Origin of the sequence: Luteimonas sp. TWI382, from assembly GCF_039674545.1 — a bacterium.
In the GTDB taxonomy this organism is placed as follows: Bacteria; Pseudomonadota; Gammaproteobacteria; order Xanthomonadales; family Xanthomonadaceae; genus Luteimonas.
This window is the reverse complement of sequence record NZ_JBDJNS010000016.1, coordinates 25,245-46,103: the sequence shown is the minus strand read 5'-3', so window position 1 is coordinate 46,103 and position 20,859 is coordinate 25,245. Positions and strand designations below refer to the sequence as shown.

Annotated in this window: 12 protein-coding genes; 6 read left to right on the top strand and 6 right to left on the bottom strand. The window is 67.6% G+C overall.

The features are described 5' to 3' along the window. Positions 1-387: 387 nt before the first annotated feature. From purL to xerD, 3 genes are all read right to left on the bottom strand, one after another. Positions 388-4,371, bottom strand: coding sequence for a phosphoribosylformylglycinamidine synthase (gene purL, locus ABE505_RS11380; RefSeq protein WP_346442938.1), 3,984 nt, complete (start codon positions 4,369-4,371; stop codon positions 388-390). Between the two features lie 80 nt (positions 4,372-4,451). Beyond that, complete coding sequence (locus ABE505_RS11375) at positions 4,452-5,264, bottom strand: DsbC family protein (RefSeq protein WP_346442936.1); 813 nt, start codon at positions 5,262-5,264, stop codon at positions 4,452-4,454. Between the two features lie 851 nt (positions 5,265-6,115). Then, complete coding sequence (gene xerD / locus ABE505_RS11370; RefSeq protein ID WP_346442934.1) at positions 6,116-7,096, bottom strand: site-specific tyrosine recombinase XerD; 981 nt, start codon at positions 7,094-7,096, stop codon at positions 6,116-6,118. Between the two features lie 101 nt (positions 7,097-7,197). On the opposite strand from xerD, the gene ABE505_RS11365 reads away from it, so the two are divergent. Then, positions 7,198-7,680 carry an RDD family protein gene (locus ABE505_RS11365; protein WP_346442932.1) on the top strand — a complete coding sequence of 161 codons (483 nt, stop codon included), beginning with the start codon at positions 7,198-7,200 and terminating at the stop codon, positions 7,678-7,680. A 102-nt stretch (positions 7,681-7,782) separates the two neighbouring features. Here the strand turns inward: ABE505_RS11365 and lptG are convergent, their stop codons facing one another. Both lptG and lptF read right to left on the bottom strand, forming a co-directional pair. Continuing rightward, complete coding sequence (gene lptG / locus ABE505_RS11360; RefSeq protein WP_346442931.1) at positions 7,783-8,892, bottom strand: LPS export ABC transporter permease LptG; 1,110 nt, start codon at positions 8,890-8,892, stop codon at positions 7,783-7,785. Beyond that, on the bottom strand, positions 8,889-9,974 hold the full coding sequence (gene lptF / locus ABE505_RS11355; protein ID WP_346442929.1) for an LPS export ABC transporter permease LptF: 1,086 nt from the start codon (positions 9,972-9,974) through the stop codon (positions 8,889-8,891). The genes lptG and lptF overlap by 4 nt, the downstream gene beginning before the upstream one ends. Positions 9,975-10,110: 136 nt before the next feature. Between lptF and ABE505_RS11350 the strand changes: the two genes are divergently transcribed. From ABE505_RS11350 to zupT, 5 genes are all read left to right on the top strand, one after another. Beyond that, positions 10,111-11,592 carry a leucyl aminopeptidase gene (locus ABE505_RS11350; RefSeq protein WP_346442928.1) on the top strand — a complete coding sequence of 494 codons (1,482 nt, stop codon included), beginning with the start codon at positions 10,111-10,113 and terminating at the stop codon, positions 11,590-11,592. A gap of 138 nt (positions 11,593-11,730) precedes the next feature. Further along, positions 11,731-12,153 carry a DNA polymerase III subunit chi gene (locus ABE505_RS11345; RefSeq protein ID WP_346442926.1) on the top strand — a complete coding sequence of 141 codons (423 nt, stop codon included), beginning with the start codon at positions 11,731-11,733 and terminating at the stop codon, positions 12,151-12,153. A 106-nt stretch (positions 12,154-12,259) separates the two neighbouring features. Next, a complete protein-coding gene (locus ABE505_RS11340) occupies positions 12,260-15,091 on the top strand; it encodes a valine--tRNA ligase (protein WP_346442924.1) in 2,832 nt (943 codons plus the stop codon). Between the two features lie 182 nt (positions 15,092-15,273). Further along, entirely contained in the window at positions 15,274-16,623 is a 1,350-nt protein-coding gene (locus tag ABE505_RS11335) for an NAD(P)/FAD-dependent oxidoreductase (protein WP_346442922.1), read from the top strand. Between the two features lie 26 nt (positions 16,624-16,649). After that, entirely contained in the window at positions 16,650-17,459 is an 810-nt protein-coding gene (zupT, locus tag ABE505_RS11330) for a zinc transporter ZupT (RefSeq protein ID WP_346442920.1), read from the top strand. A 162-nt stretch (positions 17,460-17,621) separates the two neighbouring features. Here the strand turns inward: zupT and ABE505_RS11325 are convergent, their stop codons facing one another. Further along, positions 17,622-20,717 carry a TonB-dependent receptor gene (locus ABE505_RS11325; protein WP_346442918.1) on the bottom strand — a complete coding sequence of 1,032 codons (3,096 nt, stop codon included), beginning with the start codon at positions 20,715-20,717 and terminating at the stop codon, positions 17,622-17,624. Positions 20,718-20,859 lie beyond the last annotated feature (142 nt).

The following is a 20,859-nucleotide window of genomic DNA, read 5'->3' as shown; positions in this document are numbered from 1 at the left end:
GCTGGGAACCCGCGCCTGGCGCGGAACTGCGCCTTGCAGCGCGAACTTCATGAATGGCGAGTGTACGCAACTTGAATCGTCCCCAAACGACCGACCGGATGCCGACTCTCCTCAGACTGACGCGTCGCGTCAAGGGGCACTGCCGCAGGAGGTCAGTTGGGTGACGAAGGGGGCGCCTCGCGGTCGTTTTGCAGTCGACGTCGAGCCGAAGCGGCCAGGACCGTCAACACACTGAATTCATGGGCATTTTCCACCGCGCACGGCTGCTCTAGAACCGTACCTCCGGTGTGGGCAACAGGGGAACGCGCGTGCATGACGACGGGACCCGGCCAATAGGCCGGGTCCCGATCTGGACAGGTTTGCGCGAAAGTGACGAATCGCGTCAGTTCAGGCCACGGACCTGCGCACGTTGTCGAACATCCGCATCCACGGGCTGGCGTCCGACCAATCGGCCGGGGCCCAACTGAAGTTGACGGCGCGCGGGGTGCGCTCGGGGTGCGGCATCAGGATCGTCACGCGCCCATCGTCCGAGCACAGCCCGGCGATCGCGTCCTGCGAGCCGTTGGGATTGGCCGGATAGCGCACCGCGGGCGTGCCATCGCCCTCGATGTAGCGCAACGCGACCCGCGCCGCGGAGCGCGCCTTCGCATCGTCGAACTGCACCCGCCCTTCGCCATGCGAGATCGCGACGGGAATGCGCGATCCGGTCATGCCGGCAAAAAACAGCGACGGCGACTCGACGACCTCGAGCAGGCCGACACGGCCCTCGAAGCGCTCGCTGCGGTTGCGCAACAGCCGCGGCCAGTGCTCGGTGCCCGGGATGATCGCTTTGAGCTGGGACAGCATCTGGCAGCCATTGCACACGCCCAGCGAGAAGGTATCGCCACGTTCGAAGAACGCCGCGAACGCGTCGCGCAGTTGCGCCCGCTCGAGCACCGAGGTGGCCCAGCCACGTCCTGCGCCGAGCACGTCTCCGTAGCTGAAGCCGCCACAGGCCGCCAGGCCCTGCATGGTCGCCAGGTCCACACGTCCCTCGATGAGGTCGCTCATGTGCACATCGATCGCGGCAAAGCCCGCACGATCGAAGGCCGCGGCCATCTCGATCTGGCCGTTGACCCCCTGCTCGCGCAGGATCGCCACGCGCGGACGTGCGCCGGTGGCGACGTACGGCGCCGAGGCCGGATCGAACGTGAGCACCGGACGCAGGCCAGGCGCGGCGAAATCGCGTGCGCAAGCACGCTCCTCGTCCGCGCACTCGGGATTGTCGCGCAGCGACTGCATCGCATGGGTCACCGACCACCACGCGTCGAACAGCGCTTCCCATTTCCATTCGGCCAACGGGTCTTCGCCGTCGAGGACGCGAATCGTCGGCGAGGAGGTCGGCCGGGCGATGCGCTGCGCGCACTCGATCAACCCGTGCCGCTCGACCAGGTCGGCGAACTCGGCCCGGTCCTCGGACGCGATCTGCACCACCGCACCCAGTTCCTCAGAGAACAGCGTGCGCACGGCATCGCGCTGGCGCGCCTCGCCCCAGCCTTCCAGGTCGATCTCCAGCCCCTGCCGCGAGCAGAACGCCATCTCGCACAGGGCAGCGAACGCGCCGCCATCGGAGCGGTCGTGGTAGGCCAACAGCAGGCCGGCCTCGCGGGCCTCGCTGATCAATTCGAAAAACGCCTTCAGCCGGGCCGGATCGTCGACGTCCGGGCACGGCCCGCCGAACGCGTCGAAGCACTGCGCCAGCACCGACCCACCGAGCCGCTGCTTGCCCGCGCCCAGGCCGATCAACCACAGCTCGCTGCCCGGCGCGCGTGCCAGCAACGGTGTCAGCTGCGTGCGCACGTCCGGCACCGGCGCGAACGCGCTGACGATCAGCGAGACCGGCGAGACCACTTTGTGGGTCACGTTGTTGGCGATCTGCGAGGGATCGCTCGACGACGCGGAAGCGCTGGCAGCGTCCTGCCACTGCGCCTGCATCGACAGCGAGTCCTTGCCGACCGGGATCGACAGGTCGAGCGCAGGACACAGTTCCGTCGCAACCGCACGCACGGCATCGAACAGCCGGGCGTCTTCGCCGGGGTGACCGGCGGCGGCCATCCAGTTGGCCGACAGCTTGACCCGGTGCAGCGTCTCCACCGGTGCCGCGCACAGATTGGTGATCGCCTCGCCGACGGCCATGCGCGCCGCGGCGGCGGCGTCGATCAGCGCCAGCGGCGTGCGCTCGCCGATCGCCATCGCCTCACCGGTGAAGCCGTCGAAATCCGACAGCGTGATCGCACAGTCGGCCACCGGCAGCTGCCACGGTCCGACCATCTGGTCGCGTGCGGTCAGCCCGCCGACCGAGCGGTCGCCGATCGTGACCAGGAACTGCTTGGCTGCGACGGTCGGATGCGCGAGCACACGCAGGCCGGCCTCGTGCAGGTCGATGCTGCGGGTATCGACGGCCGGCCAGCGGTGCGGCGCCAGCCGTGCGCTGTCGCGATGCATCTTCGGCGCCTTGCCGAACAGCACGTCCATCGGCAGGTCGATCGGGTGCTGCCACTCATTGCCGCCGCTTGCGGCCCCGCCCCCTTCCGCCCTTCGGGCACCTTCCCCCGCATGCGGGGGAAGCAATTGCGGCAGGACGCCATAACCGACGGTCAGATGCTCTTCGGCGGTCGCCACGCCGACGACCGCGAACGGGCAGCGCTCGCGCGCGCAGATCGCGGTGAACTCGTCGACCCGGTCCTGCGGAATGCCCAGGACGTAACGCTCCTGCGACTCGTTGCACCACAGCTGCATCGGCGACAGCGACGGATCGTCGCTGGGCACGCGGTCCAGATCGATGATGCCCCCCACGCCCGAGTCATGCAGCAGCTCGGGAATCGCGTTCGACAAGCCGCCGGCGCCGACATCGTGGAACCACAGGATCGGATTGCGCTCGCCCAACGCGACGCAGCGGTCGATCACTTCCTGGCAGCGCCGTTCCATCTCGGGGTTGTCGCGCTGCACCGAGGCGAAATCCAGGTCCTCGGCGCTCTCGCCCGAGGCCACGGAACTGGCGGCGCCGCCGCCCAGCCCGATCAGCATCGCCGGCCCGCCCAGCACCACGACCGCATCGCCGGGCGACAGGCGTTTCTTTTCGACCATCGAGCGGTCGATCGCGCCCAGGCCGCCGGCCAGCATGATCGGCTTGTCGTAGCCGCGCTGCAGCCCGTCGTCGCCCTCGGCCAGTTCGAAACTGCGGAAATAGCCGAGCAGGTTGGGCCGCCCGAACTCGTTGTTGAACGCCGCGCCGCCGAGCGGGCCGTCGAGCATGATCTCCAGCGCCGGCGCCATGCGCGGGTTGAGCGCGCGCGCGCCCTCCCAGGGCTGCGGCAATGTCGGGATGCGCAGGTGCGAGACGGTGAAGCCGGTCAGGCCGGCCTTGGGCTTGCCGCCGCGTCCGGTCGCGCCCTCGTCGCGGATCTCGCCGCCCGCACCGGTCGCCGCACCGGCGAACGGCGAGATCGCCGTCGGGTGATTGTGGGTCTCGACCTTGATGCAGAACGCGCTGTCGAGCAACGGCTCGCTGCGGTACTCGAACGACACCGGGTCGGGCCGGAAGCGACGCGCCGGATAGCCTTCCACGACCGCGGCGTTGTCGCTGTAGGCCGACAGCGTGTGCTCGGGCGTCTGCGCGTGCGTATGGCGGATCATGCGGAACAGCGACTGCGGCTGCGCCTCGCCGTCGATGGTCCAGGTCGCATTGAAGATCTTGTGCCGGCAATGCTCGGAGTTGGCCTGCGCGAACATCATCAGTTCGACGTCCGAGGGCGCACGCCCGAGCACGCCGAAGCGCTCGCGCAGGTAGGCGATCTCGTCGTCGGCCAGCGCCAGGCCGAGCCGTGCATTCGCCGCCTCGAGCGCGTCGAGCGGGATGCGCTCGAGCACGCCACGCTGCGGCACGGCGAACAGCGCCTGCGCCGCGTCGACGTCGTCGAGCAACGACTCGGTCATCGGGTCGTGGAGCAGCTTGTCCACCGCGGCGCGCTCTGCGGCCGAGCCGGACCCGCCGAGCAGATCGATGCGCAGGCCGCGCTCGACGCGGTGAATCGGCAGCCCGGCGCCGCGCAGCAATTCACCAGCCTTGCTCGCCCAGGGCGACATCGTGCCCAACCGCGGCGAGACGATGCGCGACACCGCATCCGGTGCACGCGCCGGCCCGGGACCGGCATCGACTTCGAGCAGGCGACGCAGGGTGGCGCCGTCCGGCGTGCGGCCCGGTTCGGCCTCGACGAAGTAGACGTGCCAGGCGTCGGCGACGCGCAGCGCCGACGAGACCGCTTGCAGACGCGCTTCAAGCCGCTCGCGTCGGAACGGCGACAGGGCCTGTTGGCCCTCGAGGACGATCATGTCCGGGCAAACCGTGATTCAGGGCCGCCCATTGTAGCCAATGGGCGGGCCTGCCGCCCGGTTACGTCCTGATTGCCGGCTCAGCGACCGCCAGCCGCACCGGCCAGACGCTGCAGGGCAGCGAGCAACTGGTCCGGGGGCATGTAGCCGGGCATCTGGGTGCCGTCTTCGGCCACGATCATCGGGGTGCCGGTCAGGCCCACGCGCTGGCCCAGCGCGTAGTGCGCGGCCACTGGATTGGCGCAGGGCTGGGAGGTCACTCGACGCCCGGCCTTGGCATCGGTCAAGGCCTTGCGGCGATCGGCCGCGCACCACACCGACTCCATCAACCGGAAATCCTCACTGTCCGGTCCCATGCGCGGATAGGCCAGGTACTCGATGGCGATGCCGCGCTTGTTGTACTCGGCGATGTCGTCGTGCAGACGGCGGCAGTAGCCGCACTCGACGTCGGTGAAGACCGACACGGTGTACTTGGGGTTGGCGGGCGCGAAGATGATGCGTTGCTCCTCGGGCACCTCCGACAGCAAGCGCTTGCGCAGCTGCGACAGGCCGGACTGGCTCAGGTCGCGCTTCTCCTGCGCGTCGAACAGGCTGCCCTGCATGACGTAGCGGCCATCGTTGCTGACGTAGAGCACCTGCCCGGCGACGATCACTTCCTGGAAACCGGGCAGCGGCGCGTCGTGGATGCTCTCGATCGAGACCTGCGGGTTGATCGACAGGATCGCGTTGCGCGCACTCGCGGCCGGCGTGCCCGGCGGCGGCGCCACGTCGGCAGCGGCACTCGCGGCCGAAGCCGGCGCGGCCGGTGCGCCCGTCGCATCGGGGGCGCTCGTGCCCTGGGCACAGGCGGACAGGCTGAAGGCACTCAACAGGGCGAACAGGTATCGCTTCATCGCATCGGGCTACCGCGGACGGAGAAACTCCAGAAGCGCCGATTCTGGCACGAAGCCGGGACCCGGGCGCCACGGGCGCCTTGACGGCCCCGCTCTCGTTCACGGCGCCCGCGCGGCAGTGCCGCCACGGCGTCGATACCTCTCACCGCCGTCCATGGCGGACCTCGTCGCTCGATGAACGCCCGGCCCGGCTGGCCGGCCCCGCACAGCACGCGGGGTGTTCGCCCAGGGCGCGAGGCGGTGCCTCGCAGCGCCCTTGTCTCACCCTTGGCCGGGCGTTCGCGCATGCGCGGTCGGCGTCGAATTGCGATCGGCTATTCACTTCGGCGCACGTCCGGCCTCGCGAAGCACGCGAGGCGTTCGCCAAGCCCGCGCGGCAATGCCGCCACGGCGTCGATACCTCCTACCGCCGTCCATGGCGGACCTCGTCGCTCGATGAACGCCCGGCCCGGCTGGCCGGCCCCGCACAGCACGCGGGGCGTTCGCCCAGGGCGCGAGGCGGTGCCTCGCAGCGTCCTTGTCTCACCCTTGGCCGGGCGTTCGCGCATGCGCGGTCGGCGTCGAATTGCGATCGGCTATTCACTTCGGCGCACGTCCGGCCTCGCGAAGCACGCGAGGCGTTCGCCAAGCCCGCGCGGCATGCCGCCTCGGAGTTGTACCTCCCGCCGCCATCCATGGCGGAGCATAGTCGCTTGACGAACGCCCAGCCCGGCCATCCTTGGCCGGGCGTTCGCGCATGCGCGGTCGGCGTCGAATTGCGATCGGCTATTCACTTCGGCGCACGTCCGGCCTCGCGAAGCACGCGAGGCGTTCGCCCCCGTCACGCGGCATGCCGCGTGGGCGACGGGGGCTCACCCCCTCGGGTGGTGGGTGGCGTGGAGGCGTTTGAGCTGTTCGCGGGCGACGAGGGTGTAGATCTGGGTTGTCGACAGGGAGCTGTGGCCAAGCAGCATCTGCAGCGCGCGCAGGTCGGCGCCGTGGTTGAGCAGATGGGTGGCGAAGCTGTGGCGCAGGCCGTGCGGGCTGATGCGGGCCGGGTCGATGCCTGCGATCGCGGCGTAGCGTTTGACCAGGCCCCAGAACTGCTGTCGCGTCAGTGGCAGCCGACGCGCGGTCAGGAACAGGGGCGTGCCGCCCTGCGCGTCGGCCGGTAGCGGCTTGCCACCGGCCAGCACCGGGCGCGCCTGGGCCAAATATCGCTGCAGCCAGTGCTGCGCCTCCTCGCCCAGTGGCACCAAGCGGGTGCGTTCGCCCTTGCCGGTGACCCGCAGCGCGCCCTGGCGCAGGTTGACGCCATTGGCCGGCAGGCCGGTCAGCTCGCTGACCCGCAGACCGCAGGCGTACATCAGCTCGAGCATCGTGCGGTCGCGCAGACCATCGGCTGCGGTCACATCCGGCGCGGTGAGCAAGGCCTCGATCTGCGATTCGCCCAAGGCCTTGGGCAGCGGGCGCGGCAGCTTCGGTGGCTCGAGCAGGGCGGTGGGATCGTCGGCGCGGCCATGCCGCCGCTGCCGGTCGGCATAGAACGCACGCAGCGCCGACAACAGCCGCGCGTTGCTGCGCGGCGACCAGCCATGGCGCGTGCGCCATGCCAGGTAATCGAACAGCGCGGCGCGGTCGGCGTTCGCGATACCGCCATCGCGGCCGTCGCGCCAGCGCGCGAGTCCTTCGAGGTCGCGCCGGTAGGCCGTACCGGTCTGCGCGGCGATCCCGGTCTCCGCCCAGAACGCGTCGAGAAAGCCCTCGATCGCGTGGCGATCGTCGTCGCGCAGTGGCGGCAGGCCGACCACGAGGGCGCGGCGTTCGGCGGGCGTGGCGATGGCAGGCGTCATCGTACGCAGCTTAGAGCCTGGCGGCCGGCCCGGCACCGTCGGCCCGTCGAAACGCAGGCGACTGCGGCGCGCTTCGGCAGCGCTGCCGCTATCCTGTCGCGATGTCCGCATCGCCTTCATGTAGCGCCGCCCCTGCCCACCCCTGGATCGGCTGGCGGCTGCTGGCGCTGGTTTACGACCTGTGGCCGGCACTTGCGTTATGGCTGCTGCTGTCGGCCCTGTTCACTGCGGGCTACACCTTCGCCGGGCATCACGCTCCCCACGAGAACATCGCGCCGATGAGCACGCTGCAGTGGCTGCTGTGGCTGTGCTGCTGGCTCGCAACCGGCGGCTATGCGGTGGTGAGCTGGCGCCATGGCGGCCAGACCCTGGGCATGCGGCCCTGGCGCATCCGGGTGCGCGGACGCGACGGCGGCCAGCCCTCGTCGCGCGCGCTGTGGCTGCGTTTCGCGATCGGAACGGTGTCGCTGCTGGCTGGCGGGCTGGGGTTCTGGTGGGCCTGGCTCGACCGCGACCGCCTGACCTGGCATGACCGGGCAAGCGGCACCCGGATCGTGCGCGACCCCAAGCGGTCGACGCACTAGGACGATCTGCGGCAGTTGGCACGCGCCGGGCGCAGTCCAACGCACCCACGTCGACGCATGGCCATGCGCCCCGCCGGCTCACAGACGCGGCGGCGGCGCCCGTCAGGCGCCGCGTCGGCGGAACAGCAGCCAGGACACCAGCAGCATCACGCTGGGCGGCAGCAGATAGGCCAAGCGGAAATCGATCCGGTAGACGGCGGCGAACTTCACCACCTGCATCTGCATGAGCCAGAAGCCGAGCGCGAACACCACGCCGATGAAGAGCCGCTTGCCGGCATTGCCGCTGCGCAGCGAGCCGAACGCGAACGGAATCGCCGCCAGGCACAGCGCGAGCACATTGAGGGGATAGAACCAGCGTCCCCAGTAATGCTCCTCGAACTCCCCGGCATCGAGCTGGTTGCGCTTGCGATACTCGATGCCCGCGCGCAGTTCGCTGGCCGGCATGTAGCGCGGCCGCCAGATGCTGCTGGCGCTGGCTGCCAGCGTGGAGGCGTCGAGCTGCGAGGCCCAATGCTCCTCCAGCGCTTCGGTCCGGGTCACCGCGCGAGGCTCGAACCAGGTGCGCTGCACGTCGCGCAGCAGCCAGCCGTCAGCGCCATGCTCGGCGGTCTTGGCATGCGCGACCGACTCCAGGCGGCCGTCGCTCGCGAACTCGAACAGGCGCACGTCCTGCAACTGGATCCGGCTGCCGCCCGCCTCGTCGACCTCGCTGCCGTTCTGCGCATTGAGGAAGGTGTCGCCCTCGCGCGCCCACAGCCCCGAGTACCGGCCGACCACCATATTGTTGGAGCGCTGGGCCGACTTCATGCTGTCGGCGCTGCGCTGGGCGATCGGCCCCAGGGTCTCGGCGTTGACCACCATCAGTGCGGTGAGCACCAGCAGCGGCAGGGCGACCGAAATGGCCAGACGTGTCCGCGACAGCCCCAGCGCGCGCATGGCGATCAGCTCCGAGGTCGCGGCGAGCTGGCCCAGTCCCATCAGCGACCCGATCACGGCCGCCGTCGGGAACATCACATAGGCGCGGCGCGGCAGCGTCTGCAGGATGTACGCCACTGCCGACATATAGGTGTAGTTGCCCTGCCCAACGGCGCCGATCTCGTTGACGCCGGCCATCAGCGCATCCAACCCGACCAGCACCACCCAGGTCGCGAACACCGCGATGATGACCATGCGGGCGACGTAGAGATCATGGATCCGCACCAACGGCCTCATCGCGCACGCCTCCACTTGGGCGCGACCACATGGCCATCGCGGAAGTACAGCCACGCGCCAAAGCCCAGCAACGGCAGCACCAGCCACCACAAGCCCAGGGCGACCGGAATCCGGCCCTCGCCGACCCAGTCGGCGCCCAGCATCATCAGGTTCATGCCCATGACGTAGGCCAAAAAGCCCATCATCATCCGGCCGTAGCGGGCCTGGCGCGGCGGACTGCGGGCCAGCGGCACCGCGAGCAGCGCAAAGGCCAGCGCCAGCAGCGGCGGCGCCAGGCGGAAATGCAGCTGCGCGCGGGCCTCACGCCGGTCGTCGCCCAGCAGCGTCAGCGTGGACTGCAGGGTCGGGTCGTCGGCATCGGCGCCCAGGTCGGCCGCCGGCAGCCGGATTTCGTTGCTGGCATAGCGCATCAGCCGGTAATCGAGCCCGGCATCGAGTGGCCCCTCGACGCGAAAGCCCTCGTCGAGGCGCAGAAACCGCCCCGCCGCCTCGACGCTCAACTCGCCGCTCAGGGCGGTGGTCACGTCCATGCGTCCGTCGTCCTGGCGATAGACGAACACCCGGCCCAGACGACTGCCGTCGTCGGACATCGCATTGACGTAGACCACGCCGTTGCCGCCTGGGAACTCGACGAACCGGCCGGCTTCCAGCCCCGACACCAGCAGGCTGCGCTGGCCGGCCTCGATCATCTGCTGCGAGTAGGCGCGGGCCCACGGCCCCAGCCACAGCGAGCAGGCACCGATGAACAACGTCATCGGCACCACGACCAGCGCCAGCGGCCGCAGCAGGCGCACCGGACCGACGCCGACCGAGGTCAGTACCGGCATCTCAGAATCGCGATACAGCCGCCCGAACGCCAGCATCAGACCGAGCATCAGGCCCAGCGGCAGGATCAAGGGCAGGTAGTTGACGACCTGCAGGCCCAACTGGGCCAGCATCAGGCCGGCCGGCACCCGGCCGCGCGCGATGTCGCCGAGCACGTCGGCAAACACCCCGCCGAGGCTGACGATCATCAGCACCACCAGCGCCGCGAAGGTCGCCTGGGCAAATTCGCGGAACAGGTAGCGGTCGAGCTTCGGCATCGGGCGCGGGGGCTTTGCTTTAGACTTAGGGGTTCGTCCAGCCGCGCCTTCACGACGCATCTGCGATGGCGCAGCCTGTCACAGGCCACGCCCGCTGGACCGTGAAGTGTACCGATCACCCCATGGAATCTGGTTGATGACCCTCGAATTCTCCCTGAACCGCGACGCGCCCCCCACTTTGTCGAGCGATTGCCTGGTCGTCGGTGTCTTTGCCGACGGTCCGCTGTCGGGCGCGGCCGCCGCCATCGACACCGCCAGTGGCGGTCGCCTGTCGGCGCTCGCCCAGCGCGGCGACCTGCCCGGCAAGCCCGGGCGCACCACTCTGCTGCACGACCTGCCTGGCGTGACCGCCCCGCGCGTGCTGGCGGTCGGCCTGGGCGAGCGCACCAAGTTCGGTGCGCCCCAGTACCTGCGCGCCGTCGGCGATGCGATCCGCGCCCTCAAGGACGGCACGGTCGCCAGCGCCGCATTGGCATTGGCCGACCTCGAGGTCGCCGGCCACGACACGGCGTGGAAGATCCGCCAGGCGGCGATCGCCGCCGACCACGCCGCCTATCGCTACGTCGCCACGCTGGGCGCGCGCAACAAGAAGCGCGAGCCGGCGAAGTTGACCTCGATCGCCATCGTCGGCGACGACGAGCAGGCGCTGGCGCAGGGCAAGGCGATTGCCGCAGGCGTGAAGTTCGCGCGCGAACTGGGCAACCTGCCGCCGAACGTCTGCAACCCAGCCTACCTGGCCGAGCAGGCGCGTACGTTCGCCGACCGTTTCGACAAGGCCTCGTGCGAAGTGCTCGAAGAAGCGCAGATGGAAGCACTGGGCATGGGCTCACTGCTGGCCGTCGCCCGCGGCTCGGCCAACCGCCCCCGTCTGGTCGTGCTGAGCTGGAAGAACGGCGGCGACGCCAAGCCCTACGTCCTGGTCGGCAAGGGCATCACCTTCGACACCGGCGGCGTCAACCTCAAGACGCAGGGCGGCATCGAAGAGATGAAGTTCGACATGTGCGGCGCGGCGACGGTCATGGGCACGTTCGTGTCCGCGGTCGGCCTGGACCTGCCGATCAACCTGCATGTGGTGGTGCCGGCGGTCGAGAACGCGGTCGACGGCAACAGCTATCGCCCGTCCGACGTCCTCACCAGCATGTCGGGCAAGACGATCGAGGTCGGCAACACCGACGCCGAAGGCCGGCTGATCCTGTGCGACGCGCTGACCTACGCCGAGCGTTTCGAGCCGGCCGCCCTGGTCGACGTCGCCACGCTGACCGGCGCGTGCATGGTCGCACTCGGCACGCAGGCCACCGGCCTGATGAGCAAGCACGACGACCTGGCCGCCGAACTGCTGGCCGCCGGCGAGCACGTCTTCGACCGCGCCTGGCGCCTGCCGCTGTGGGACGAGTACCAGTCGATGCTCGATTCCAACTTCGCCGACGTCTACAACATCGGCGGCCGCTGGGGCGGCGCGATCACGGCCGGCTGCTTCCTCTCGCGCTTCACCGAAGGACAGCGCTGGGCCCACCTGGACATCGCCGGCAGCGCCAGCGGCAGCGGCAAGATGGCCTATGCCACCGGCCGCCCCGTCGGCCTGCTGTCGCAGTGGCTGCTCGACCGCACCACGGCCTGAAACCGGGAGAACCGGGGTCAGAGTGCAATTTTGCAAGGCGAAGTTCGCACTCTGGCCCCTCGTTCGAAATTGCACTCTGACCCCGGTTTAGCCCGCTCGCTTGATCCCTGCTTAAGACGACATCTCCTTGCCTCTTCCATGCGCGCCGACTTCTATTTGATCGCCAAGCCCCGTTTCCGCGACGAGCCGCTTCGGCTGGTCTGCGAACTGGTGCGCAAGGCCTATGCCGCGCAGCAATGGACGCTGGTGCTGGCACGTGACATGGCGCAGGCCGAGCTGCTCGACGACATGCTCTGGGACATGGGCGAGGACGACTACATCCCGCACCAGATCGCCGGGACCGACGACGAGGACGATCAGGCCCCGGTGCTGATCGCAGCCCCCGACACCGACACCCCGATGCGCGCATTGGTCATCAACCTGCGCGACGCCGCAGTCGACGGCGGCTTTGAACGCGTGCTCGAAGTCGTCCCTGCCGACGATTCGGCCCGCGACCCGCTGCGCGAGCGCTGGCGCCACTACAAGGCGGCCGGGCTCGAGGTATCCAAGCACGACATGTGAACGGAAGGCCGGACGCCAGGACCCGGGGGTTCGAGCAATGCACTTCCGCTCCAGACACTCGCCTTCACATCACGAATCACCCATCACGAATCACGGCGCTCCCACCATGCCCCTCTCCCCCAGCTACGACCCCGGTTCCTTCGAAGCCCGCCTGTATGCCGAGTGGGAGGCTGGCGGTGTGTTCGCCCCGCAGGGTGACGGCCCGGCCTACACGATCCTGCTGCCGCCGCCCAACGTCACCGGCACGCTGCACATGGGCCACGCGTTCCAGCACACGCTGCAAGACGCCCTGGTGCGCTATCACCGGATGCGCGGCTATCGCACGCTGTGGCAGATGGGCACCGACCATGCCGGTATCGCGACCGAGATGGTGGTCTCGCGCAACCTCAAGCTTGCCGGCAGCACTGAGACCCGCGATTCGCTGGGGCGCGAGCGCTTCATCGAGAAGGTCTGGGAATGGAAGGCCGAGTCGGGCGGCACGATCGAGCGCCAGATGCGCCGACTGGGCGCCTCGGGCGACTGGTCGCGCACGACGTTCACGATGGACCCGCACCCCTCGCAGGCGGTGGTCGAGGCCTTTGTGCGCCTGCACGAACAAGGCCTGATCTATCGTGGCCAGCGTCTGGTCAACTGGGATCCGGTGCTCAAGACCGCGATCTCCGACCTGGAGGTCGTCAGCGAAGAGGAAGACGGCTTCCTGTGGGAAATCCGCTATCCGCTGGCCGACGGCGCGACCTACGAGCATATCGAGATCGACGCCGACGGCAACGAGACGCTGCGTGAGACGCGCGACCACCTGGTCGTGGCGACCACGCGCCCGGAAACGATGCTCGGCGACACCGCCGTGATGGTGCACCCCGAGGACCCGCGCTACGCAGCCCTGATCGGCAAGACCGTTGCGCTGCCGTTGACCGGCCGGACGATCCCTGTGATCGGCGACGCCTACGTCGACCGTGCATTCGGCACCGGCGTGGTCAAGGTGACGCCGGCGCACGACTTCAACGACTACCAGGTCGGCCAGCGCCATGGTCTGCCGACGATCAACCTGTTCACCCCCGACGCCGCGCTCAACGACGCGGCGCCCGAGCGCTTCCGGGGCCTGGATCGCTTCGAGGCGCGCAAGGCGGTGCTCGCCGAACTCGAGGCCGAGGGGCTGATGCTGCAGGCGCGCCCGCACAAGCTGCAGGTGCCGCGCGGCGACCGCACCGGCCAGGTCATCGAGCCTTATCTCACCGACCAGTGGTTCGTCGCGATGGACGGCCTGGCCCAACGCGGCCTGGCGCTCGTGGAAAGCGGCGCCGTCAAGTTCGTCCCGCCCAATTGGACCAACACCTATCGCCACTGGATGGAGAACATCCAGGACTGGTGCATCAGCCGCCAGCTGTGGTGGGGCCACCGCATCCCGGCGTGGTACGACGCCGCGGGCAACATCTATGTCGCCCGCACCGAAGCCGAGGCACGCGAGCAAGCGGGCCTGGGGCCTGACGTGGCGCTGACCCAGGACAGCGACGTGCTCGAGACCTGGTTCTCGTCGGGGCTGTGGCCCATCGGCACGATGGGCTGGCCGGACGCGACGGCGATGGACGCGCGCGGCTTCGCGCACTTCGTGCCCTCGAGCGTGCTCGTCACCGGCTTCGACATCATCTTCTTCTGGGTCGCGCGGATGATCATGCTGACCGACCACCTGGTCGGCCAGGTGCCGTTCCGCGACGTCTACATGACCGGCCTGGTCCGCGACAAGGACGGCCAGAAGATGTCCAAGTCCAAGGGCAATGTGCTCGACCCGCTGGACATCATCGACGGCATCGCGATCGAGGACCTCGTCGCCAAGCGCACGGCCGGACTGATGAAGCCCAAGGATGCGCCGAAGATCGAGAAGGCCACCCGCAAGGAGTTCCCCGAAGGCATCGCCGCGCACGGCGCCGACCCGTTGCGCTTCACGATGGCCGCGCTCGCCGGCCCCGGTCGCGACATCAAGTTCGATCTGGGCCGCGCGGAAGGCTACAAGAACTTCTGCAACAAGCTGTGGAACGCCACGCGCTTCGTGCTGATGAACACCGAGGGCTTCGACGCCGCCCCGGCCGAGACCGCCTGGCCGGTGACCGACACCGAGAAGTGGATCCTGTCGCGCCTCGACCAGGCCGCCAACGAGGCCCGCACGCACTTCGAGAGCTACCGCTTCGACCTGCTCGCGCAGACGCTCTACGAATTCGCCTGGAACCAGTTCTGCGACTGGTTCGTCGAACTGGCCAAGCCGGCGCTGTTGGGCACCGACCAAGCAGCCGCCGACAGCACCCGCCGCACATTGCTGCACGTGCTCGAATCGCTGCTGCGGCTGCTGCATCCGCTGATCCCGTTCGTCACCGAGGAACTGTGGCGTCAGGTCGCGCCGCGGCTGGGCATCGACGACACGACGATCTCGCTGCGTCCCTATCCGCAGGCCGACGCGCAGGCCGTGGCCGCGTACTCGAAGGCCGATGCCGATGTCGAATGGCTCAAGCAGATGGTCAGCGCACTGCGCCGCATCCGCAGCGAACTGGGCGTGTCGCCGTCGCGCCAGATCGTGCTGCTGACCCGAGAAGACCATCCGCTGTCAACCGAGCGGTTGCGCCGCTTCGACTCGCAGCTGCGTTCCCTGGTCCGCCTGGCGCGCATCGACCGCCTCGAAGGCGACCCGCCACCGGCGGCGACCGCCCTGGTCGGCGAATTCGCGCTGTACGTCCCGCTCGAGGGTCTGGTCGACCTCGATGCCGAGCGCGCGCGCCTGGACAAGGAGCTCAAGCGCGTCGAAGGCGAACTGGCCAAGTGCCACGGCAAGCTGTCGAACGAGACCTTCGTCAATAACGCGCCGATGACAGTCGTCGAACAGGAGCGTCAACGCCTGGCCGACTGGACCGCACAACGCGATGCCCTCGCCGCACAACGCGCCCGGCTGTGACCACGTAGCGCTCACGCGATCAACACCGGGGTCAGAGTCGATTATTCGCCGCATCCATCAGGCCGCGGCGAATCAATTGGATGCTGACCCCGGTTTCTTGAAAATTCGACTCTGACCCCGGTTTTGCGTGTGTGCACGGCGTTCGACCTAGAATCGAAACGTCCCCGCTTCGAGAGGCCGCGATGCCCGCCGCTTCCGACCTTCCTCGCGTCGTCATCGTCGGCGGCGGCTTCGCCGGGCTCTGGGCCACGCGCGCTCTGGCCAGCGCCCCGGTGCGCATCACCCTGATCGACCGCGGCAACCATCACCTGTTCCAGCCGCTGCTTTACCAGGTCGCCACAGCCGGCCTGTCGGCGCCGGACATCGCCGCGCCGTTGCGTCACATCCTGCGACGCCAGCGCAATGTCGAGGTGCGCATGGCCGAGGTCGAGGGCATCGAGCCCGAGACTCGCACGCTCACCCTCGATGGCGGCATGACCTTGGGCTACGACCGCCTGGTGCTCGCCGCCGGCGCCACCCACGCCTATTTCGGCAACGACCGCTGGGCACCGCACGCGCCGGGACTGAAGACGCTCGACGATGCGCTGCACCTGCGCCGCCGCATGCTGCTCGCCTTCGAGCGCGCCGAGGCCGAGACTGATCCCGAGGCCCGCGCCGCGTGGCTGAGCTTCGCGATCGTCGGCGGCGGTCCGACCGGTGTCGAGCTGGCCGGGACGCTGGCCGAGATCGCGCGCCACACCCTGCGCAGCGAGTTCCGGCATATCGACCCGGCGCTGGCCAAGGTCCGGCTGATCGAAGCCGGCCCGCGCGTGCTCGCCTCGTTCCCCGAGGACCTCTCGGCCAAGGCGCGCCGCCAGCTGGAAAAGCTCGGCGTGGAGGTGCTCACCGGCGAACCGGTCGCCCAGATCGATGCCGACGGCTACCGGATCGGCGAGCGTCGCATCGCCGCCCGAACCGTGATCTGGGCTGCCGGCGTCGCGGCCTCGCCGCTGGGCGCGCTGCTCGATGTGCCGCGCGATCGCGCCGGCCGTGTGCAGGTGGCTACCGACCTCACCGTGCCCGGCCATCCCGAGATCTACGCCATCGGCGACATGGTCGCGGTCGAGAGCGGCGGGCGCCCGGTCCCGGGCGTGGCCCCCGCCGCCAAGCAGATGGGCGAGCACGCGGCCGCCAACCTGCTCGCCGACCTGCGCGGCCAGCCCAGGACGCCGTTCGTCTACCGCGACTACGGCAACCTCGCCACGATCGGCCGCATGGCCGGCGTCGCGCATCTGGGGCGCATCAAACTCTCGGGCGCGCCTGCGTGGTGGTTCTGGCTGGTCGCCCACGTGTTCTTCCTGATCGGCTTCCGCAACCGCGTCGTGGTGCTGCTCAACTGGACGCTCGCGTACTGGACCCACCGGCGCGCGGCGCGGATCATCTTCGGGCCCGCGCCCGAGGTCGGGCCCGATGCAGCGGTTCGCGACCGATCGCTGCAGGCTTCCGATAGCATGGCTGCTCACCCGCCGGCGCCCGACGCCGCGCCGGACTGAGCCTCCCCCGATCTGATGCACTGACGATGCTCGATATCTCCACGCACAACTTCTTGATCGCGCTCGCGGTCACGACCGCGGCCGGCCTGGCCACAGGCCTGGGCAGCCTGCTGGTGATCTTCGCCAAGCAGCCCAACGCACGCCTGCTCGCGTTCGGGCTCGCATTCGCGGCTGGCGCGATGGTGTACGTGTCGCTGACCGAGATCCTCGACAAGTCGATTCTCGCCTTCACGGACGCCTACGGCGAGCAGCTCGGCTTCACCTGGGGCACGCTGGCGTTTCTGGGCGGCGTGCTGTTCATCGTCACCATCGACCGCCTGGTGCCCAACCCGCACGAGCGGCTGGAGGTCGACGACCCGTACTTCCGCGAGCACAACGCCAGCTACGTCAAACGCGTCGGTCTGCTGACGGCGGTCGCGATCACCGCGCACAACTTCCCGGAAGGCCTGGCGACGTTCTTCGCCACGATCGAGAACCCAGGCGTCGGCCTGCCGTTGGCGTTCGCCATCGCAATCCACAACATCCCCGAGGGCATCGCGATCGCGGTCCCGGTGTACTTCGCCACCAGCAACAAGACCTACGCCTTCCTGGCCTGCCTGCTGTCGGGCCTGGCCGAGCCGCTGGGCGCACTGATCGGCTACGCGCTGCTGCGCCCGTTCCTGTCCGAACCGGTGTTCGGCGCCGTCTTCGGGCTCATTGCCGGCGTCATGGTCTTCCTCGCACTCGACGAATTGCTGCCCGCCGCCAAGCGCTACGCCAAGGGCCACGAAACCGTCTACGGCCTGGTCGCCGGCATGGCCGCACTGGCGTTGAGCCTGGTGCTGTTCAAGTGGTGATGTCCAAGTCGCGATCGTGACGCCCAGTGCCGTCGCCGGATTCCTTGTGCTGCCACTCGAGACGCCGCGCACTGAGGACCGCTGTATACGTACATGAAAAGGCCCGCCTCGTAACGAGGCGGGCCGAGACCGCAAGCCGGCGATGCCGGTCGAACCGCAATACTAGAAGTCGTATTGAATCTGGAACCGGACGTAGCGAGGATCGGAGAAGTACTTCGCCTGACCGTAGTTGTAGTAATTGCGATAGCCGCTGGGGCCGTTATAAGCGAAGTTGGTCTCGTACACCTGGACGGGCTTGATGTTGTTGAAGGCGTTGATCACGTCGACATTCACCCGCAACCCCTCGAGCCAGCTGGGCTTGTAGACCAAGCTCGGGCTGAGCGTGATGATCCATGGCGTCCGGCCGGCAGAGCCAACAGGACTGACCACATCGTCCTCAGCTCGATCGATGTTGGAGCCCGTGGTGATGTCGCCGGTATCACATACGTGGAATACGCCGGTATAGCCATACTGGGTGCCGAAGCTGCCGTAACCACCGCCAAGGCAGGAGATGGGCGAGCCGGACTGCGCCAGCAGGTTGAAGCCGATCTCCCATTGCTCGCTCAGCGCGTAACTGCCGAAGATCTTCAGGCTGTGGCGATGATCGTTGAACAGATAACCATCGGCGCCAATCATGATCTCCGAGAAATCGAAGTCAGACGTGGTGCCGGTGTCGTCCTGGCCATTGGTGCTCTTGACCAGGCCCTCGAGATTGCCCGTCAGCTTGGACCATGTGTACGAACCGCTCAGGTACCAGTTCTCGGTCGCCTTGTCCGCGCTCAGCGTGACGGCCTTGTAGTTGCGCTTGGCCTCCGGGCCGAGGGCGTCGGCAGGAACGGTCAGTGTGACCGGATTGCCATCGACGTTGATGTCGGTGGTGATGGTCAGATCCTTGCCCGGGTTGTAGAGGTAGCAGCCCGGGATGCCACCCGGCACCGTCCACTCGTCCGCCCAGTTCGAAAGGTCGTAACCTGCCTCGATGCCGGCCCGGTAAAGGGCACGCGCATCGCAAGTGTCGTCGATCGCGGTGTCGACACGGCGATAGGTGCCTTTCACTCCCAGCGTCCAGCCGTCAAGGAAGGCGTTGTCGGACACAAGCCGGTGCTGGTAGCCGAGGATGGCCTCGTCCTGGGTGTAGGGATCTAGATCGCGCGATGCGACCGCGCGCGGATCGGGCACGCTCCCGTCCTCGCCGTTGTAGATCTGATCCTGAGAGCCACCATCATAGGGTCCGGTAATGTTGACCGGGGTGCCAGTGACCGGATCCAGGCCGCCGGAGTAGGTATAGAAGTTCTCCACGTAGTACGAGGCAGATGCCGCACGAAGCGCCACATTGGCGGCGATCGGAAGCGAGTAGCGGCCCACTGAAGCGTAGAGCTTGCTATCGCCGTTGCCGGTCACATCCCAGGTAAAGCCCACACGAGGCTGCCAGATGTTGTCCTGCTTGACGAACGTCACGCCTGTGCTGTTCTTGTTCTCGAACGAGTCGTTGCGCACGCCCAGATACAACATGAAGTTGTCGGTGATGTTCCAGTTGTCCTCGACGTACCAGGACTTCTGGTCGATTTCGACACTACCGCCGGTCGCATACTTGATGCGATCGACAATATCGACAGACTCGTCGGCATCAAGCCAGTAATCGGACGTGGTGATGTACTGGAGGTCCTGGATCGTGCCCTGAAAGGACTTCCAGCGCTCGTCGCTGTAGCCGAACGAGAACCGGTGATCCCCCAGTCGCCATTCGAGATCGATGCGACCAGCGTTACGCTCATTCGAACCGTTGAATACATCGACGCTGCTCACCGTGGCGCAGCCAATGTTTTGGCCGAAGCGCGGGCTGTCGGGTCGATAATCCAGCACATAGGGGCAAGACGGCGAGCTCTCGACATCGCCGTAGTACTTGTTCTCCACACCATCGGCATTGACGGTGTAGTTGGAATTCGTGTTCTGCATTCGCCCGTACTGCAGCGACAGCGTGAGATCGTCGTTCAGGTAGCTGGTCCACTTCAGAATGTGGGTATCGCCACCGTTCTCCCTGAATTCCTTGCCGGTGTAATCGGTCTTGCTCGCCTGCGCATTTGCCGCGGTGCTGTCGAAAGCAGCGATGTAGTTGGTGTAAGTCTGCTTGCGGGTATTGTCGAAGCCGGTGTACTCGAGATGATTGTTGTCGTTGAGGTACCAGTCCAACTTGACCATCCAGTACGGCTGCTCGGACTTGTAGTCGTATGCGGTCGTGCCGAGCGCGCTGGTGTAGGCGCCGGTCGGCGAGGACGAATAGCCGCTACCGCGCACGCCATAGGAGGCCGCATCCCAGTTGCTGAATGACCCTAGCGCAAAGAAAAACAGCCGGTCTTCAACCAGCGCGCCACTGGTCCAGAAGCTCAGATTGTCGGAGGAGGACTCATTGCGATCATAAGAGCGCCAGATCGTGCCGTCCTTGAGAGTGACCGGGTCAGGCTGCTCCCGCAACGAGTTGGGGGCGAACGTGTAACTCACCCCTCCCTTGAGTTCGTTGCTGCCGCGCTTGACCACCACGCTCGTCACGCCGCCAGTGGAGAAGCCGTATCGGGCACCGTAACCACCGGTCTGCACATCCAACTGCTCGATGGCCTGGTAAGGCACCTCTGTGAACGAAAGGTTGTCGTACAGGTTAGTGACGTTGAATCCGTTGATGTAGTAGCTGTTCTCGGCTGCTGAAGCACCACCAAAAGATGCATTACCGAAGTACTCGCTGCTCGACGCGGTGCCAGGGGTCAGCAAGGACACGGCGGTCACGTTGCGCGCTACGGGCAAGGTATTGAGCTGTTCGGCGGTAAATGTGGTTCGGGTTTCGATGCTGGTCAGGTCGATGTTGTTGACGCCCCCCAGTCCACGCACGCGGACCGTGTCCAGGCTGGTCGCGTCCGCGGCCAGGGAGGTCGTGACCGCTTGACCAGCAATGACCGTGACCCGAGTGGTCCTGCCAGACACCGTCAGCTCGTACTGCCCGGGAGGCAGCGCCGAAATGCGGAACCGGCCGTCATTGCCGACCACCGCCTCTCGGGTCGCGCCCGAAGCAAGACTCCGAACCTGGACGCGGCTCCCCGGATCGCCACCATTGCTGCCCAGGATGTCTCCCGAGGTACTTTGCGCCGTCGCCACCCCGATACAGGTCAGCAGCGCGATGCTCAATGCGGCACGTCGAAACACCGGTTTGGCGCGATTGTGGCACTTGTTCATTGCTTCTCCTCAGGTTGATGCGCCGGCATGGCCTGCGCGCATTCATGAACAAAAACAAAACCAAGGCAGAAGCTAGTCTAATAATTAACAGAAATGCAACAAAAAGACCTACTGATCTATTGACTTTCCGACGAACGGTCGG

Bases quoted from the DNA above. Each gene is read 5' to 3' on its own strand.
- purL (WP_346442938.1), bottom strand. From the start codon at position 4,371: ATGATCGTCCTCGAGGGCCAACAGGCCCTGTCGCCGTTCCGACGCGAG.
- ABE505_RS11375 (WP_346442936.1), bottom strand. From the start codon at position 5,264: ATGAAGCGATACCTGTTCGCCCTGTTGAGTGCCTTCAGCCTGTCCGCC.
- xerD (WP_346442934.1), bottom strand. From the start codon at position 7,096: ATGACGCCTGCCATCGCCACGCCCGCCGAACGCCGCGCCCTCGTGGTC.
- ABE505_RS11365 (WP_346442932.1), top strand. From the start codon at position 7,198: ATGTCCGCATCGCCTTCATGTAGCGCCGCCCCTGCCCACCCCTGGATC.
- lptG (WP_346442931.1), bottom strand. From the start codon at position 8,892: ATGAGGCCGTTGGTGCGGATCCATGATCTCTACGTCGCCCGCATGGTC.
- lptF (WP_346442929.1), bottom strand. From the start codon at position 9,974: ATGCCGAAGCTCGACCGCTACCTGTTCCGCGAATTTGCCCAGGCGACC.
- ABE505_RS11350 (WP_346442928.1), top strand. From the start codon at position 10,111: ATGACCCTCGAATTCTCCCTGAACCGCGACGCGCCCCCCACTTTGTCG.
- ABE505_RS11345 (WP_346442926.1), top strand. From the start codon at position 11,731: ATGCGCGCCGACTTCTATTTGATCGCCAAGCCCCGTTTCCGCGACGAG.
- ABE505_RS11340 (WP_346442924.1), top strand. From the start codon at position 12,260: ATGCCCCTCTCCCCCAGCTACGACCCCGGTTCCTTCGAAGCCCGCCTG.
- ABE505_RS11335 (WP_346442922.1), top strand. From the start codon at position 15,274: ATGCCCGCCGCTTCCGACCTTCCTCGCGTCGTCATCGTCGGCGGCGGC.
- zupT (WP_346442920.1), top strand. From the start codon at position 16,650: ATGCTCGATATCTCCACGCACAACTTCTTGATCGCGCTCGCGGTCACG.
- ABE505_RS11325 (WP_346442918.1), bottom strand. From the start codon at position 20,717: ATGAACAAGTGCCACAATCGCGCCAAACCGGTGTTTCGACGTGCCGCA.